This is a genomic window from Corynebacterium sp. KPL1814, from assembly GCF_000478175.1.
Classification (GTDB): domain Bacteria; phylum Actinomycetota; class Actinomycetes; order Mycobacteriales; family Mycobacteriaceae; genus Corynebacterium.
Genome location: NZ_KI515779.1, coordinates 53,045 through 70,346, shown reverse-complemented (window position 1 = coordinate 70,346; position 17,302 = coordinate 53,045). Strand labels below are relative to the sequence as shown.

The following is a 17,302-nucleotide window of genomic DNA, read 5'->3' as shown; positions in this document are numbered from 1 at the left end:
TGTGACATTGGCGCCAGGGTGTGGCGTATTTTGCCGCGAGGATTCCGTGGTGCAATTTGGGATGGACGCCACCCGGGTGGCGGTGGCGGATACGGGCAATGCGCAAGGCGTGGCTCGCGCCTTTGCCACGGCCCATCAGCCCGTCGATTCCGGGGAATTGGCGGCGCGGTTGGAAGCGGCCGGCTTGGATAGCGCCGCCGCCAGCAGCCTCATCGATGATGCCTTGGACTATGGCATCCTCTGGCCTCAGCCGCCACATCCCGAGCAGCGTGAAACCATCATCATGCTAGGCGAATCCCCGCTTGCTCTGGAGTTGCGCGCCCGCTTGGCAGCAGATGGATATACGGTGCGCATCCCCCTTGATGAGGATAATATCTTTTCCTATATCCACGACCTCGATGGGCTTTTTACAGTACTTGGCATAGACCAGCTCCACTGCCCCATCGATTGCGCCAATGCGCTTGCCGGAACCCCGACGACGTGGCTCCCCATCTCCCTCCTAGATAACCGCGGCATCATCGGGCCCTTGCGCGTGGAAGGGCAAGGCCCCTGCCCGCTGTGCATTCACTTATTCCACGTGGATGCGGATCCGCAGTGGAGCGCCATCGCCTCCCAGCTCACCAGCGTGCGCAGACAGCCAGAAAACCTGGTCATCGATGCGGTAGCGGCCCAAGCACAGGTGGTGATCCGCCGCCTAAGCAAGCGCCCCCTCCCGCCAGGCGCGCCAACCTCATTTCCGCGCCCGGGCCAACAATGGGAGGTAGACGTCTACGGCCGCCACCAGCAGCGCACGGCCATCGCCCATCCGCGCTGCCCGGTGTGTTACGGCGGCAAGGTCAATCTGGCTACATCCGCACCGAGCGAATGACCTCCAGGATTTGCTCGCCGTAGCGCTCCAACTTATTGGGCCCAATTCCAGATATGGACAGCAGCTCCGCCTCATCTACCGGCAGCTCTTCCGAGATGGCCTGCAGAGTGGAATCCGTAAAGATGACATAGGCCGGAACCTTTTCTTCCCGGGCAACCTGCGCGCGCCACGAACGCAGGGCGGAAAAGACCTCGTCATCGCCATTGCCCTCGCAGTCTTCGTGCCGGCCAATGACCTTTTCCGCCGGGGTCTCTAGTACCCCGCTGCACACGCGGCAGCGTTTCGGGCGACGGGAGCGGCCACTTCCCGCAGCCGATTCCACGCCTGGCGCGATGCCGTCGAGGAAGCGGGTGCGCTCCCGGGAGGCCCTGGAACCGGCGGTCTTCGCCAATGCCCACGACAGGGCTAGGTGTTCACGGGCGCGGGTAATGCCTACATAAAACAGGCGGCGTTCTTCCTCGATCTGCTCGTTACCCGCCTTAATGGCGTGGTTGATGGGCATGAGCTTTTCGCTCAGCCCGACGAGGAAGACAGCGTCCCACTCCAAGCCCTTTGCCGCGTGCACCGTAGCAAGGGTAACGCCCTCCATAGCGGGGGCTTGCTTATCGGTGGAGCGGCGGCGCAGCTCGCCCAGCACCCCGTTGAGATCGATACCCGGGGTGGATTCCACGATCTTCTCAATCAATCCCACCAGCGCGTTCAGCGATTGCCAGCGCTCGCGGGCCTGCGCGCCCTGCGGTTCGGTGGCGCTGAGCCCAAGCTCAACGAAGGCAGCACGCGCAATCGCCACCGGGTCTTCCGGCAAATCATCGCGGCGTGTAGCGGCAATGAGCACGCGAATGGCCTCCAGAATCTCCGGGCGGCGGAAGAAACCTTCACCGCCGCGGACTTGGTAGACCACTCCGGCATCGGCAAGCGCCTGCTCAAACTGCTCCGACTGGGCGTTAATGCGGTACAAGATGGCAATCTCTGAGGCCGGCACGCCCTGGTTGAGCAGGGTGAGCACCTGCCCAGCCACCTCCTGCGCCTCATTTTCCTCAGACTCGTAGGCCTTAAACGTCGGCTCCGGCCCAGGCTCGCGCATGCCCTGCAGCTCCAGGCGAGTACCCGCCGCGCGCCCCGTAGCCTTGCCGATGACCCGGTTAGCCAAATCCGTTACCTGCGGCGTGGAACGATAGTCGCGCTGCAGCTTGACGATGGTCCCATCCGGATAGCTGCGCGAAAAATTCAGCAGGTACTCCGGTGATGCGCCATTGAAGGAATAGATGGTCTGGTTGGCATCGCCCACCACGGTGAGATCATCGCGATCACCCAGCCAAGCATTCAGCACGCGCTGCTGCAGGGGCGTGACGTCCTGGTACTCGTCAACGACGAAGGTGCGGTACTGCTCGCGGAAGGTCTCCGCAATGGCAGGGACGTTCTCGATGGCGCCGGCGATGTGCATGAGCAGGTCATCGAAGTCCAAGTGCATCATATCCGGGGTAGCTTTGGCCTTCTCGTAGCGACGGAAGGCTTCTGCCACCTTGGCTGCATCTGCCGGGGCACTGCGATCCGTTTCCACGATCACGCTCTCATAATCCTCGGCGCTTACCAGCGCGGATTTCGCCCATTCGATTTCCGCCAGCACGTCCCGGATCATGTCTTTGGAATTATCCAGCCCAACCGAGCGCACCGCGCGGGCTACCAGCGGGAATTTATTGTCCAATAGCGTCCACGGCAGATCGCCTGCAACCTGCGGCCAGAAATACTTCAACTGGCGCCGCGCGGCTGCGTGAAAGGTTTGGGCCTGCACGCCAGCCACGCCCATCATGCGCAGGCGATCCCGCATCTCTCCTGCCGCACGCGCGGTGAAGGTCACGGCCAAAACGCGCTGTGGGTTTACGAACCCTTGATCCACCATGTTGGCGATGCGATAGGTAATGGTGCGGGTCTTACCAGTGCCCGCGCCCGCCAAAATGCACACCGGTCCGCGCGGGGCCGTAGCCGCGCGGCGTTGATCTTCATCCAGCAAGGACAAATCCGGCTTATTCACCGTGATACCACTCCATAATCATCGTGTGTGCGATAGAACCCGCGGTGGCCAGCGGAAGCTTAGGCAGCTCGGCGCGGGTCACCCAACGAATTTCTTCCAGTTCCCCATCAGTATGGCAGGTGGCCTGGACATCCGATGTCTCTGCGTGAAAGCCCAGCATAAGCGAGCCACTCGGCGGCCACGGCTGGGATCCCCAGTAACGAAGATTCTCAATGCGCCGCCCAGTTTCCTCCATGGTTTCGCGGGCAAAGGCGGCCTCAATGGTCTCGCCTGGTTCCACGTAACCAGCGATCAAGGAGAAGAAGCCATTGCGCCTGCGATTGCGGGCCAACAAAATCTTCTCCTCACCCTTTAGCTCAATGAGCCCAATGACGGCTGGGTCCAGGCGCGGGAATACCAAGCGGCGCGAATCCTGCGAATCGCGGCCAACGATACCCGGCGTTGGGTAGTCCAACGGGTGGCCCGCGCGCGGATCGAAGCGCTGCTCCAACCGGTTGCGGATCAGGGCAATGGCCTGCATAACCAGGGAATTAGAGGCGAAAAAAGTTGCGGGTTGCAATTGCCCCATCCGCCGCGCAATACCTTCCGGGCAGGCAAAAACGTGTAGCGCGCCGATGTCCACCATCTCTGGTTCTCCCACGCCTTCCGGCAATTCCTCCACCACCGCGGCGTCCCCACTCGCGGTAGCAGGCACTAGTCCCGTCTCCGTTACGGGCAAATACAATTAATCCTCCTCGTCTTCATCTTGCACTTCCACGGGTTGTTCCAGATCGTGCTTGATATACAGCAGGCGATCGCCCGGTTTCAGTGCGGAGGCATCGGCCGTATCCACGCGGTGGAGTTCGTTATTGCGCAGCACCGCGAGCACGATATCCGCCAAGTGGCGCGGGTTAGAACCGACTTCAAACTCGCGTACGGCGCGCTCAGATACCGAAAATCCCTCGTTGGGAGAAAGCAGATCCTCCATCATTTCCACCACGGTGGGGGTCACGGTAGCAAGCCCCAGGAGGCGGCCGGCGGTCTCTGCAGAGGTAACCACGGAATCGGCACCAGATTGGCGCAAGAGGTGACGGTTTTCAGACTCGCGCACCGAGGCCACAATCTTGGCCTTCGGGGCAAGCTCGCGCACGGATAGGCAGCACAGCACCGCGGTATCGTCCGAGGATGGGGTGACCACCACGGAGTCTGCGTGCTCCACCCCGGCGACCTTGAGCACGTCCTGTTTGGTGCCCGAACCAAAGATGGTGACCAGCCCGTGGTGTTCCGCATGCGCCAGCGAGGCGCGGTTGTTATCGATGACCACGATCTGAGAGGTGGGTACGTCGTCTGCCAAGAGCGCGGCGACTGCCCCAGCACCCTTCGTTCCATAGCCAATAACGACGGTGTGGTTACGCAATTGCTTTCTCCAGTTCTGGATTTCAAAGGTGCGGCGGGCCTTATCCGTGAGCACGGATAGCGTCGCACCGACCAACAACACAAGGAAGACGAGGCGGGCTGGGGTGATAAGTACAAGGTTGATAAACCGCGATTGCTCCGTGACCGGAACGATATCGCCATACCCCACGGTGGTCAGCGTGACGGCGGCATAGTAGGAGGAATCCAAAAGCGACATGTCCTCGCTATAGCCATCGCCGTCTAAGTACACCACGATGGTGACGAAGATGAGGATGCCAAATGCCCAGAGCGCGCGTTTGGCCAACTGCCGCCACGGGCTGGCATTGTGATCCTTGGGCACAGTGATGACATCAAGGAGCGCGTGATCAGGTTGCGAGGACAACTCGACTTGCGGCAAAAAGCGCTGTTTAATACGCCCTTTGAATGCCTTCGCACGTTTTTTGGCCACTGGCCCAGCCTTCTTTTCTGGATCGAATTTTCATTTCGCCGGTTATACGGGGACGCAACTATCCATTCACCGTCCGCGTTCCGTCCCCATACCTTAGCCTTAATGGCCTGCTACTGACGATTCAAGCAGGCTACGTAGCTCCTCGCCTTGGGCTAAAGTATCTGGCTCAAAAGTATAACCATCGTGAACGTAATGGAAAGCCGCGCGGATTTTATCGCCACCGTGGATGCGCCGCCAGGCTTCGGCATAGACCGCCAACTGAATCTTCGCCGCGTCCATGGCCGCACCCTTCGGCGGCCGACCAGTCTTCCAATCCACCACCATCCAGGTACCATCTGCCAAGCGGAAGACGGCATCCATTCGCCCGCGCACCACCGCGCTGCCGATGGTGATTTCAAACGGCGCCTCCACAAAGTCCGGCTGGCGCTGCGCCCACTCGGAGTTCAAGAAGGATTCCTTGAGCTCTTCTAGGTCGAAGTCCTCCGGCTCATCGATGCCCGGCAATTCCTCTTCCCCTAGCAGCGCGGGGCTGCCAAAGCGCTCTTCCAACCACGCGTGGAAGGCGGTGCCTCGCTTGGCATAGGAATTGGGCTTAAACGGCACCGGGCGGCGTTGCCGGCGCGCAAACTGTAGCGGATCGCTGCCCAAGGCCACCATGTCAGAAGCGGTAAGTTCACTGGGAAGTTCCACATCCACAACCGGTTGCTGCAGGGACTTGTATTCCTCAATGAGCGCGCCCGCATCCTGTTCCCACAGCTCGAAGGTCTCGCCGTGGCTTAACTCAGGAAGGTCCTCCATGGCGGCTAGCACCGCATCCGCGCCGGCTAGGGAATCCGGATCGGCTTCAAGGGCTGGGAAGAGCCCGCTTTCTGCCGCATGTGCCGAGGTGTCCACCGGCTCTTCGGGCACCGTCCACTCCCCTACGTACTGGGGGAAGGTTTCTTTTAGCCTTTCGAGGTACTCGTACGGGCCCTTCTTAGCCTTGCCCGTCCGGTTATTCGTGCCGGAGCCGGTAACGGTCAGCGTGGACTCGGTTCTGGTCAAGGCCACATAAAAGAGGCGGGCTGCCTCCTCCGCGTTATGCGCGCGGTCATCATCCAGGAATGCCTTGCAGGCCTTTTCGAATTCGGAGCGATTGACCGCATCTGGCGAAACTTCAATGTAGTCATCTTCACCGGGCACCTTTTCGATCTTGGTCAAAAAGGTCTCTGCTTGGGCCTTATAACTCGAAGAATCCGCGTGCACCACATAGACATGCTCCCACTCCAAGCCTTTGGCCTTATGCGCGGTCATGATTTGTACGCGATCCGTGGAAGCTGGAACCTCCCCAAGCCCAAGGCCATCTTCATGCTCGCGGGCTAGCTCCAAATAATCTAGGAGCGCATACAAGGAGTCTCCGTGGAAGCCCGCGACGATATCAGCGAATTTATCTAGGTGTGTGGCTCCGCCAGCGCTGCCGCGGGCAAGAACCTCGGTACGGATATTGAAGATGGCCTCAATGTCTGCGAAGAGATCGCTTAAAGGCTTAGACAGGCAGTAGGTGCGCAGGTAGCGCAGCTTGGCAGATACCTCTTCCATACGCGCCAAGCCCTGCGGGGTATAGCGATCGCGCTCGCCGAGATCTGCCAGGGCATCGGCAAGCCCCACCGTCTGGTCTGGGCCTTCGGCCGTAAGTTGCTCTAATTGGGCGCGCAGGTATTCCTCTGGATCCATGCCCTCTTCCCACTGCAGGCGCTCTTGTTTTGCCCCCGCCAGGTTCTTTTGGCGCGCGGCAAGGGCTTGAATATCGCCCATTCCCAGCCCGCAAATGGGCCCGGCGAAAATGCGGAGGGCCGCTTGCGCGTCTTCCGGCCGCACCAGCATGGTCGCCAGCGCTACGAGGTCCTGGATTTCCGGTTGCCACAGCAGTCCCCCCAGGCCATTGATTTCATTGGGGACATCGACGGCATCCAAGGCTGCTGCAATGGCCGCGGTTTGCCGGTTGGTACGCACCAGCACCGCTGCGCAAAAGCCTTCGCCCTCGCGCGCATCCCACTGCTGCCTTAATTTCTGCGCAATAAACTCGTGTTCCTCGTCTTCGCTGGCGAAATAGGCCAGCTCAATCTCGCCTTCGCCCTTGTGCGGGGCCGCGTGCAGCTCATCGACGGGCCGCGGGCCGCCCCCAAAGACCCCGGCCGCCACCGAGTTGGCCAGCTCCAAGGCACCCGACGGGTTGCGCCACGAGGTAGTGAGCTGATCCTTGGGAGCAGGCGTGCCATCGGCTTGCGGGAAATCCTCCACAAACGCGGTGAGGTTTTCTGAGGTAGCCCCGCGCCAGCCATAAATGGCCTGCATGGGATCGCCCACCGCGGTCACGGAAATGTCCTTGTGTTCCCCACCAAAGAGGCTGCGCAGGAGTACGCGCTGGGCATAAGACGTATCTTGATATTCATCCAGCATGACCACGCGGTAGCGCTGCGCCTGTTGCTTGCCCACCGCCGGGTGCTCTTGCGCAAGGCGCGCTGCCACAGACATCTGCTCGCCAAAAGTGATGACCTGCTGCTCTGCCTGCGTGCGCTTGAGTTCCTCGATCAAAGGCACGTACTGCACGCGTAGATCCTGGACATTGATGTACTTCTGCAGGTCCTTGGAATACTCGCCCTTCGTCCTCGGGGCCTTTTCCAGGTTGTCTATATCGGCGCGGAAATCCCGTGCGAATTCGGCGATATCATCCGGATCCTTCAAGGAATTGTCCATATCGGAGGTGATCTTGAGCAGGACTTCCGTAATGGAACCCAAGGTCTTTTCATCCGATAATTTGCCGCCGTAGTTTTTCACCACGTCGTAGGCAATAGCGAAGCGCTCTGCCTCCGTGATGATTCGCGCTGAGGGCTCTACTGGGACCAAAAGGCCGTATTCACGCACGAGCTCGCCGGCATAAGAGTCATAGGTGGCCACGGTGGGCGCGATATTGTTAAGTGCCTCCGCTGCGGGGCTGCCGGGAACGATGAGGCCGGAATCGCGCAGCTGAATGAGCTGGCGGCGAATGCGCTGTTCTAGCTGCTGCGCCGCCTTGCGCGTAAAGGTCAGCCCCAGCACTTCCTCTGGGCGCACGTAGCCATTGGCTACCAAATAGACCACGCGGGAGGCCATGGTTTCCGTCTTACCGGCACCCGCGCCGGCCACCACAAGCTTGGGGCCAAAAGGACCCTCGATGACGTGGGCTTGTTCCTCAGTGGGTGGGTAGTCCTTGCCCAGTGCTTTCGCTATTTGTTCCGGGAAAAAATCCTGCTTAGGCATGGATGGTCATCTTTCCTTCCTCCTGCACTGGGCAGATGGTACGAATGGGGCACTTATCGCAATCCTTATTGGTGCGCGCGGTCAGTTGCGGACCGCGCAGTTCCGCTGCCAGGGGTGGCAGTAATGTGGAAAACTCTTCCAGCGCCTCCGCGGTGAGCTGACTCTGAGTGCGGGTGGTAATTTTGCTGGAATCTTTTCCGGGATAAACAAGCACCCCGCCCGCGCGCGGCATACCTTCGCCATCGCGCACGCGTTGCCCGTCGAAGCTGCCCCGGGACAAGGCCAATTGGTAGGTCATTAGCTGACGGTTTTCTTCTGCCTCTGCCTGCGTCGCTGCAGATTTGCCGGTCTTGAGGTCCACGACCAGGTAATTTCCGTCTCCATCCTGCATCAAGCGGTCCATGAATCCACCTACCCGAATATCCGGGGCGACCTCGACGTAGACGGGTACTTCCACCCCGGCGAGTTCATTTTTAACCTCGGACTGCTGTGCCCATTGCTGCGTGCGCTCTAACAGGCGGGAGAATTCTTCCAACTTGCTCTGTAGTTGCCACTGCGGAACGTCCAGGATGAGCTCATAGGCCTCCATGACGAGCAGGCGGGCCTTTTCCGCATCCATGCCGCGGCCGATGGCCTCCAAGAAGGAGTGGGCCATGGTGCCGCGCAGGAGGTGCTCGGCACCGCTGGGATCTTCAGCGAGGTTTCCCACAATCGCCTTGAGCGGGCAGTTAAGCAGGGCTTCGACCCGGGACGGCGAAAGGCTCTTGCTGCCGCGCAGCGGCGTATGCGATGCCACAGAGCGTGCGGAGAACCATTGATCTGGATGGGCGCCTGGGATTCCCGCCTGTGCTAAACGCGCCAGCTGCCGGGCTGCCTGACGCCGCTCCACTTCGCCGGCATCTGGGTTCGTGACCACGCGGCGCAATTGCGCCACAAAGGAGGGCACAGAAAGCACCGCCACGTCGAGGGGATCGACCTCGAGCCCATCGCGCAGGGACACGGGTGCTGGCTCGGGAACGTCCAAACCCAGCTCGCGGGGAAATTGGGCGGCGCGCAAGGCGCGGCTGGCTTCCCGGCGCGCCTTCGTCCCCGGCACATCAACTCCGCGCCCCGCAAATTCCGAGATGAAGCGGGAGGGCTCTGCAAAGGCGTCCTCATTGGGGTTTTCCACCGCGGCGATCAGCAACCGGTTTCGGTGGCGCGTGGTGGCAACGTGGAAGAGTCGGCGCTCTTCTGCCAGACGGGAGGCAATGTGACTGACGGGGGTATCGGGGTCAATATCGCGGTCTAGGAGATCGATGAGATCTTCTTGGCCAAAAATGGATCCGGTCTCCCCCAGCGAGGGCCACGCGCCTTCTTGGGCTCCGGCGACGATGACGGTGTCCCATTCGCGGCCGACGGCACCGTGGGCGGTGATGATCTCCACGGCCTGCGGGGTGGCGGTGCGGCGGTCACGCACGCCGGTGGGGAGTTCTTGTTCGGTGATGTGGGTTAAAAAGGACTGCAGCGAGGAACCGGGGCGGCGCTCAGAGTAATCACCGGCGGCATCAAACAGTGCCATCATGGCATCGAGGTCACGGTCCGCCTGTGAGCCGGTGGCTCCGCCGCGCAAAGCTGATGCCTGCAGGCGCATGTCCAGCTCGGTGGCGCTCCATACTTCCCACAAGACCTCTTCCACGGAAGCTTGGGCTTGTACAGCCTGCCGGCCCGCGGCAAGTACCGCGCGCACACGCTCCAAGATGGAAAATTCGCGTTCTGTCAGTTGCCCGTTGAAGTCCGGCAGCTCGCCCTGCAAGAGCTCGCGCAGGCTATCCATTCCGCGTGTATCGGGCGCCCACCGGCGCAGGCCACGAATCAGGCGACGCAAGGTGACGGGATCCGCCCCTCCCACCGGCCCGGTAAGCAACTCCTCGAGTTCCGCATTGCTGAGGTCTTCTTCCAAGGCGCGCAGGGCAAGGAGCATGGCAGATACTAGGCGCTGTTCTGCCAAAATGACATCGGTCGGGCTGATATGCACGGGTACCCCGGCGGCCAGCAAGGTGCGGCGCATCTGGCCAATATCCGCCGTCGAGCGCACGATGACGGCGATATCGCGCCACTGCACGCCATCGTCCAAATGCCGGCGACGCACGGTATCGGCCACCACATCGCGCAGGCGGCCCTCAGAATCCACGATGGAAATGCAGGCCGGGGAGCCGCTGCGGTGCGGATGTGAAAGCTCGACGGAGTGTTCCACGGGAAATTCCTCAAGGAACTGCGAGTTGGCACCGCGGAAGGCAAAGACGGATTGATCTGCATCGCCGCCTATGACCAGCAATTGTGCATCCGGGGCCAAGCGGGATATGAGCTTGCCTGCGGTGGGATCCAATAGCTGGGCATCATCGACCACGATGGTGTGCCACGGGTGCGAATTCGTAAGTTCTGGGCGCAGCAAGACTTGGTTGACTAGCTCTGCCGCGGAATAAGAATGCGCCCCGGACAGGGCTTGGACGCGTTCGTATTCGCGCAGGAATGTACCGGCCGCGCTCCACATTCCACGGCCGTACTTGGCGCCAAGGTTTTCCAGATCCGCGGGGCTGAGGCCGCGTTCGATGGAGCGCAAAAGAAAATCGCGCAATTGGCGGGCAAAACCTACATACTCTAAGGCGGGGCGAACTTCCTCCGGCCATTCGCCGTGGCCGGATTCAGCGTGGCCTTCTAGCAATTCCCGGATAACGGCGTCTTGTTCCGCGCCGGTGATAAGGCGCAATTCCTCGTCGCTGGCGCTGCGCAAGAGGGCGAAGGCCAAGGAGTGGATGGAGCGGACCATGGAAGATTGCGCCGCATAATCTTCGAGGCGCTCCGAAAGCTCGCGGCGCAGGCGAGCGCCGGATTCCTTGGAGGCAGCGACAACGAGGATGCCAGAGGGATCTGCCCCCGTGACCTGAGCGCGGTCGAGGGCATGAATGACAGTATCGATAAGAAAACTGGATACGCCGGTTCCGGCGGTGCCGGTTACCTTCCAGGTACCGGTCTCCGGCAGTTCAACGGGCCAGGAACGGGCATGTGCGGACGGGGTGCGGGCGATGAGTCGTACCTGTGGCGACGGCGGTAAGACCACTCCCGCGCGGGCGGTGGAATGGGGATTGTAACTCACCGCCCCAGTATCGCAGATCCCCTAGACACAAGAAACTGTTCCACCCTCTCAATATTAGAACGCACATTCGAGCGCGACCGTGGATTAAGATCATTGATATGACGGCGGTAAGACACCGCCCGCAGCAAAAGCTCTTGCATGCCCGGCACGTGGCCAAACCGCTGGCAGATATCATCATCTACCACTTGCGCGATCAAACCATCCACGATCACGAGCGCGGCGCTCCACCCGGCCGGGCGCGCGGATTGGCTTGGCACGATATCCACAATCCCTGGTGGGTGCGCCCCATAAAAGACCGTGGTGGTCAGCAGGGCGGTATGGGCGGTGACCAAGGGGACATCAGCAAGCGCGGCCTTATCGTAGGCCTCCCCCGTCTCCGCCCAGGCGGTGCGCTCCGCGCGGGCGAAGGCATCATCGCGGTGCGTGCTCGGCGGCGCAGGCGCATTGGCCATGGCATCGTCCAAGCGCAAGGCCGTCTGCGCTGCTTCATCGATGCGCCCGGCGACCTCGCCGGGAAGGAACTGCGTCGCCTTCCATCCGGCGGCGGTGTGGCGGCCGTCGCTCGCGAGAACCGGCCGCGATACCCGCGCGCCCGGCACGCTTAGTTTTTCGCGCACCTTGGCAGACCATGCCGCGAAGGGGCCGGCCTGGGAGTAAACCACGTCGCCCACCTTGATGCCGTTATCCCATACTGGGCCCAGCTGATCGCCTTGGGCCCGGCGCGACCCAGTCGCACCGGTTTCTGCGTGGAAGGCGCTTAAAACATGCTCTGGGGGAAGCGGCATCCAGTACTCCTTATTGGGGTTGGTGGGGATCCCTTTGCTCCGGATTGGGATATGGCCACGGGTTAGGCTCGCAGGTCACATCCTCATCAGGATAGACCTCCTTGGGATTGCGGTCATGCAATTGCTTATTGTTCAAACTCAGCGTCTGCTGCATCATCACTGGGGCCAATTTGCCCTCGCCGCCGCACTGCTGGTGGGAGGCATAGCCAATGGCATGGCCCAATTCGTGGTTGATGACGTACTGGCGGTAATTGCCCAAATCGCCCTCAAAGGGCGTGGCCCCGCGCACCCACCGCGCTTCATTAATGATGGTGGTGGATTCGCCGGTAAACTTGGTGTGGCAGGAGGTTTCCGTCTCGATCTTCTCGCCACAACGCTCAGCGGCCGTGGTCAGAGAGGTCAGCTGGATGCGGGTATCGGGATCGTCTGCGGAGGCGACGTGCTCGAATTCGAAGTCGCCTTGGGCGGTCCACCCGCGTGGATCCGCAAGGGTTGCCTCCACCATTGCGGCAAAGGCATCATCTCCGCCATAGGGAGCGGTATTGAGCCCATCTTCCACCTCGATGGAATAGCGCACCTTTTTCTCGCCACCCTCGCCGGCTACAGCGCCGGGGCGGCCGATTCCGTGGAAAGTGCCCTTGCCCTTTTTGGTGAAGTCACTTCCAGGGGGCATCTCACTGATCTCGCGCTCTACCGCCTCCGCATTCGCGGGGTCGGGGCCCGTGAGATCCTCGTGGGTAGGAGTGGCTGCGGTGGTTTCCGCGCTGGATGCATCGCCGTTGTCATCGGCCGAAGAGCCAGACGCGATATCCACAATCACCCAGACGGTAAGCAGCACCATCACGGGGATAGCCACCACACGCCACCAGCCGTACCGGCGGGCGAACCGGACCACCGGGTTCGGGTGATCCGGAATTCGCCCATGGCTCTGCTGAGCCTTGCGATTCTGCCTACTTTCCATAGGCATTGAGGGTACCCGGTTGTCTATTCAAAAACTGAATTAGCAAACCTTTAGAACGCCCCAAGCTTAGGCGCCGGCGAATCCGACGGACTGCTTCTTAGCGGCACCAACCTCGACGTACACCACACGCTCAGTGCGCACGAGGTACTTGCGGCCCTTGTCATCTTCTAGCTCCAACGTGGAGTTTTCTGCCAGGGCGCTATTAATCTTTTGCGTTAGCTCCGCCTGCTCACCACTGGTGCTAATGATCAGCTCGCGCGGGGTATCTGCAAAACCAAACTTGATATCCATAAAATTATCCTCCTCTAACTAGAGTTTTACATGCCAATGGCCCCACTATAACCATCCCGGCTACTATCAAGGTGTGTCTGTCATAAAACCCCAGCCACCGACCTTCGCGGAACTCGGCGTGGCCGCCGAAATCTGCGATGGGCTCGCTGACCGTGGCATCGCGCGAACCTTTGCAATCCAGGAATTAACCCTGCCCATTGCGCTCAATGGCCAAGACCTCATTGGCCAGGCGCGCACCGGCATGGGCAAGACCTTTGGCTTTGGCGTGCCGCTGCTCGATCGCGTTTTTGATGACGCGGATATTGCCCCACTGGATGGGACGCCGCGGGCGCTCATCGTCGTTCCCACCCGCGAGCTTGCCCAACAGGTCACCGCGGATTTGCAGGACGCGGCCGCGCACCTGCCGGTCCGCCTCGCCTCTATCTACGGCGGGCGCCCCTACGAGGAGCAGATTAAGCTCCTCCAGCGCGGCGTTGATGTGGTCATCGGAACGCCAGGCCGCCTGCTCGACCTGCACGAGCGCGGCGATCTGGTTCTGCGCCAAGTTGCCATCGTGGTACTCGATGAGGCCGATGAGATGCTGGACCTAGGCTTTTTGCCCTCCATAGAGGCCATTTTGGAAGCGCTCGATGGCAACGCGCACCAGACAATGCTGTTTTCTGCCACCATGCCAGGCGCCATTTTGAACTTATCGCGGCAGTTCATGAATAAGCCCGTACACATCCGGGCCGAATCGGAGGCGGATGAGGTCACGCACGAAACCACCCGCAAGGTCACCTTCCAGGCCCACCGCATGGATAAGGTGCCGGTCATCGCGCATATCCTACAGGCCCAAGGCCGGGGTCGCAGCATCATCTTTACCCGCACCAAGCGCTCCGCCGCGCAATTGGCCGATGACCTTGCTGCGCGCGGTTTCCACGTCGGCGCCGTGCACGGTGACTTGGGCCAAAAGTCCCGGGAGGCGTCCCTGCAGGCCTTCCGCTCGGGCGAGGTAGATATTCTCGTCGCCACCGATATCGCCGCCCGCGGCATCGATGTCGATGATGTCACCCATGTCATCAACTACCAGGTTCCCGATGATCCCATGACGTTTATCCACCGCATCGGGCGCACCGGCCGCGCTGGGCACACCGGCACCGCCGTCACCCTGGTGGGCTACGATGAGCTAGAAAAATGGCAGGTCATCAACGATGAACTAGGGCTTGATACCCCCGAGCCGCCGCAGTGGTTTTCCACCTCCCCGGAGCTTGCCCAGGCGCTTTCCATCCCCGCAGGCGTGCAGGAAAAGGTGGGGCCGACCACCAGCGTGATTGGCCAGCTTCCGGCGCGTAAACGGTCCGCGGCACAGCCCAAGCCACGTTCCCAGTCTCGGTCCCGGTCTCGGCGCGGTAATGGCAAGCCTCGAGGAGGGCGCCGATGACTAAGGCCCCCATCTTGCGGGCTACCGCAGCGGATTGGAAGGCTACCGGCATCATCGGCGCTGTCTGCGCCATTGCGGTGGGCGGCGCAGTCGCCACCGCCAATATCCACCAAGCGGACCTGCACCAAGAGGCGGTTCCTGGGAAAGGCGATGCGGCCGTGCTTGCCGATGTCCCCTCCTCGCTCACCCCCGCCTATAGCCTGCCCAACCAAGCCGTGCCCGGCCAATACCGCGCCATTTCCGCCCACGGCTTGAGCATTAGCCATGATGGCGATGTGCTTACCGCCACTAATGCCGATGGCTCCACAGCCTGGACCTACACCCGCAGCGATGCTGAGCTTTGCTCGCTATCGACTGCGTGGGGCAAGGTGGTTGCTACCTATCGCACGGGCGTGGGCTGCGGGGATACCGTTGCCATTGAAGCAGCGACGGGTGAATATGCCTCCACCCGCAGCGCTATCAATTCCCCGGAAGTTGTACCCGTGCAATCCAATGACCGGGTAGGTACCGTTTCTGCCGGGCGAATCGATCTGTGGCGCTCCGATCTCGTGCGCACCGTGGAATACGGCGAAGTGGAAGCCAAGCAAGAATCGCAGAAACAACCGCACGAGGATTGCACCATTTCTTCGGCGCTGACGCGTACTGAGAACCTGGCGCTGACGGAATCGTGCCCGGAGGACCCACATACCACCTGGTTAAGGTTTCAAGCCACCACCCCGGAGGATTCCCGGGAACCGGAAATGGACGCCGATGTCTCCTTGTCCCGCGATGGGGCGCGGCTTATCGCGGTGGGCCAGGACGCCGCCGCAGTCTATATCCCCGGCCCAGAACCCCACATCGAGTCTTATAACAACCAGGGCGAAAAGCTTTCTTCTACTCCCGTAAAGCCTTCCGCCGCCATCGAATCCGGTACAAGCCCTTTCGCCCCAGCCATAGCGGATCTCCCGCACCACATGACGTGGTTTGATGGGAAACGCCTCTACCTTTTAACCCCCAGTGATTTGCGGGTCGATCACGTCATTGACGGCGCCATCGGCACCCCAATCTCAGTGGCTGGGCACATGCTGATGCCCACCGAAAAGGGCATAGCTGTGGTGGACTGGTCTACCGGGAAGGTACTGCGCGAAATTGCCGTCGACCGCGGCGGCTACCGTGGTCCTGTCCACCTCACGTTGGCGGGCGAGACCATTGTAGAAACCCGGGGCGATACCGTGGTTGGCCTCAGCAGCGACTAAGCGAGTGCCACTCGCGCCTCCCGCGCGAATGGTCCCTTAGAAATTCGAGGCGGCCCACTCCGAGGACTCGCGCCTAAACATCAAGAGATAAAGCACCGCGACCGCGCTTAACAGGGTGATAGTTCCCAGCACCGGGGATCCACCGCTATACATTTGAAACGCGCTCGCGCCTAGGATGAGCTCTACGAGGACCACGGCGCCTCTTCCCCATCGCTTTCCTTTCACCATGGCCCAGGCGCCTGCGATGACGAAGCCAAAGACGATGAAGATAAAGATGGCGGTGCCAAGCCCCACAAAGCTTCCCGATCCGGAATCAGAAACCATCGAGTCATTTTCCGCGCCCACCGCTTCGCGCACGATGAGGAAAATACCAAAACAAATAACCGCGATGGATTGCACCGTGGCAATGCCTGCGCCTATAAGCACCGACTGCGGGGCACTATCCGGTGCTGCCGCTGGCGCTGCCGACTTATCTCGCTGCTGCTTATTTACCTGGCGTTTGTTCTGCTTAGACACAAATCCCCAGTCTACTAATGCGGCGCGGATTTTTTCTGTGCCACCCACGGCCTTGAGTTCAGAGGGTCGTTGCAACACTTTCCCTTAGGAGGGTGTTGTTGTGCCTGGAGTTGTGGGCCCGTTTCATTCGTTGTCTGAGTCGGATCGTCGTGGCTTGGTCGCCTTGGTTGGCAGTGGGCGTAGTGTTCGTTCGGCTGCTGGTGAGCTTGGCTGTCATTACGCGCATGCTTTGAATTTTTGCCATTCTCACGGATTGCCAGTCATACATAAAGCCAAACGAGTTGATCGTCGCGGTAGCCAGGCTTTACAGCTTGTAGAACTAGTTCAAGGCGGACTTTCGGTACATCAAGCCGCCAAAACGTGTGGAATGCATCCCACCGCTGCGTATGCCGTTGCTACAGAAGCCGGGTGCCATATCCGGCTATCGAGGTATGCCCGGAAAGTCCGCCAAACACAGTTAAGGGTGGAATACTTACGCCTTCGGTTGGCGAGCTTGCCTGTTGGTGATGCTGGGGCTGGGGTAGGAATTGATCGTCGATTGTCTTTAGACTTCGAAAAAGGACTCATCAAATCCGGAGGGCCACGTAAAGAGTTCATACCTGTCGGCGAGGATGCCACCACGTATAAAAGACTTATGAAAGCGCTGCGCCAACGCCATGACGTCAGCGAATCTGGACGGTTTTGTGCCCCTGCCTTGCCTGGCGGTGTGGATCCGTATAAACGCATCAGTGATCGCTATATTTGCTTTGAAGAACGCGTTATTATCGCCGATCTTCTTCGTGAGCATGTGCCGCTGCGGGAGATCGGTCGCCGTTTAGGGCGAAGTGCCTCGTCAATTCAGCGTGAAGTACGCAGAAACCACAGCGCTGAAGGCCCGTATCGTGCAGAAACCGCCCAGTTAAAGGCTTGTGCGCGTAGGTTGCGGCCGAAAATACC

13 protein-coding genes are annotated in these 17,302 nt (G+C 60.7%); 4 read left to right on the top strand and 9 right to left on the bottom strand.

What is annotated here, in order from left to right; translation table 11 throughout:
* Position 1: 1 nt before the first annotated feature.
* Complete coding sequence (locus HMPREF1257_RS11265) at positions 2-868, top strand: hypothetical protein (RefSeq protein WP_232208576.1); 867 nt, start codon at positions 2-4, stop codon at positions 866-868.
* Here the strand turns inward: HMPREF1257_RS11265 and HMPREF1257_RS11260 are convergent.
* The 8 genes from HMPREF1257_RS11260 to HMPREF1257_RS11225 all read right to left on the bottom strand — a co-directional run bounded on the left by HMPREF1257_RS11260 (position 846) and on the right by HMPREF1257_RS11225 (position 13,195).
* The gene (locus tag HMPREF1257_RS11260; protein ID WP_023025684.1) at positions 846-2,900 is read right to left on the bottom strand and encodes an ATP-dependent DNA helicase UvrD2; all 2,055 of its coding nucleotides are present in this window, start codon (positions 2,898-2,900) and stop codon (positions 846-848) included. The two genes, HMPREF1257_RS11265 and HMPREF1257_RS11260, sit on opposite strands and share 23 nt — an antisense overlap.
* Positions 2,893-3,624 carry an NAD(+) diphosphatase gene (locus tag HMPREF1257_RS11255; protein WP_023025682.1) on the bottom strand — a complete coding sequence of 244 codons (732 nt, stop codon included), beginning with the start codon at positions 3,622-3,624 and terminating at the stop codon, positions 2,893-2,895. Before HMPREF1257_RS11255 ends, HMPREF1257_RS11260 begins: the two co-directional genes overlap by 8 nt.
* Complete coding sequence (locus HMPREF1257_RS11250; protein WP_023025680.1) at positions 3,625-4,743, bottom strand: TrkA family potassium uptake protein; 1,119 nt, start codon at positions 4,741-4,743, stop codon at positions 3,625-3,627.
* 99 nt (positions 4,744-4,842) lie between these two features.
* A complete protein-coding gene (locus tag HMPREF1257_RS11245) occupies positions 4,843-8,022 on the bottom strand; it encodes an ATP-dependent helicase (RefSeq protein ID WP_023025677.1) in 3,180 nt (1,059 codons plus the stop codon).
* Positions 8,015-11,122 carry an ATP-dependent DNA helicase gene (locus HMPREF1257_RS11240; protein ID WP_198010524.1) on the bottom strand — a complete coding sequence of 1,036 codons (3,108 nt, stop codon included), beginning with the start codon at positions 11,120-11,122 and terminating at the stop codon, positions 8,015-8,017. The genes HMPREF1257_RS11245 and HMPREF1257_RS11240 overlap by 8 nt, the downstream gene beginning before the upstream one ends.
* A 32-nt stretch (positions 11,123-11,154) precedes the next feature.
* Positions 11,155-11,943 carry a hypothetical protein gene (locus tag HMPREF1257_RS11235; protein WP_023025673.1) on the bottom strand — a complete coding sequence of 263 codons (789 nt, stop codon included), beginning with the start codon at positions 11,941-11,943 and terminating at the stop codon, positions 11,155-11,157.
* 10 nt (positions 11,944-11,953) lie between these two features.
* The gene (locus tag HMPREF1257_RS11230) at positions 11,954-12,904 is read right to left on the bottom strand and encodes a DUF3152 domain-containing protein (RefSeq protein WP_051138424.1); all 951 of its coding nucleotides are present in this window, start codon (positions 12,902-12,904) and stop codon (positions 11,954-11,956) included.
* A 66-nt stretch (positions 12,905-12,970) separates the two neighbouring features.
* Positions 12,971-13,195 (bottom strand): DUF3107 domain-containing protein, encoded by a 225-nt coding sequence (locus tag HMPREF1257_RS11225; RefSeq protein WP_023025669.1) that lies wholly within the window; start codon positions 13,193-13,195, stop codon positions 12,971-12,973.
* Between the two features lie 73 nt (positions 13,196-13,268).
* On the opposite strand from HMPREF1257_RS11225, the gene HMPREF1257_RS11220 reads away from it, so the two are divergent.
* Both HMPREF1257_RS11220 and HMPREF1257_RS11215 read left to right on the top strand, forming a co-directional pair.
* On the top strand, positions 13,269-14,615 hold the full coding sequence (locus HMPREF1257_RS11220; protein ID WP_023025665.1) for a DEAD/DEAH box helicase: 1,347 nt from the start codon (positions 13,269-13,271) through the stop codon (positions 14,613-14,615).
* Entirely contained in the window at positions 14,612-15,850 is a 1,239-nt protein-coding gene (locus HMPREF1257_RS11215; RefSeq protein WP_023025663.1) for a hypothetical protein, read from the top strand. The genes HMPREF1257_RS11220 and HMPREF1257_RS11215 overlap by 4 nt, the downstream gene beginning before the upstream one ends.
* Positions 15,851-15,886: 36 nt before the next feature.
* Here HMPREF1257_RS11215 and HMPREF1257_RS11210 read toward each other — a convergent pair whose 3' ends face one another.
* A complete protein-coding gene (locus HMPREF1257_RS11210; RefSeq protein ID WP_034659662.1) occupies positions 15,887-16,366 on the bottom strand; it encodes a hypothetical protein in 480 nt (159 codons plus the stop codon).
* A gap of 463 nt (positions 16,367-16,829) precedes the next feature.
* Between HMPREF1257_RS11210 and HMPREF1257_RS12075 the strand changes: the two genes are divergently transcribed.
* Positions 16,830-17,302 (top strand): helix-turn-helix domain-containing protein (locus tag HMPREF1257_RS12075; RefSeq protein ID WP_369707794.1); only part of this gene is annotated, 473 nt, incomplete at its 3' end.

Excerpts from the sequence above, each read along its gene's own strand:
- HMPREF1257_RS11215 (WP_023025663.1), top strand. The coding sequence starts at position 14,612 with ATGACTAAGGCCCCCATCTTGCGGGCTACCGCAGCGGATTGGAAGGCT.
- HMPREF1257_RS11230 (WP_051138424.1), bottom strand. The coding sequence starts at position 12,904 with ATGGAAAGTAGGCAGAATCGCAAGGCTCAGCAGAGCCATGGGCGAATT.
- HMPREF1257_RS11225 (WP_023025669.1), bottom strand. The coding sequence starts at position 13,195 with ATGGATATCAAGTTTGGTTTTGCAGATACCCCGCGCGAGCTGATCATT.
- HMPREF1257_RS11235 (WP_023025673.1), bottom strand. The coding sequence starts at position 11,943 with ATGCCGCTTCCCCCAGAGCATGTTTTAAGCGCCTTCCACGCAGAAACC.
- HMPREF1257_RS11245 (WP_023025677.1), bottom strand. The coding sequence starts at position 8,022 with ATGCCTAAGCAGGATTTTTTCCCGGAACAAATAGCGAAAGCACTGGGC.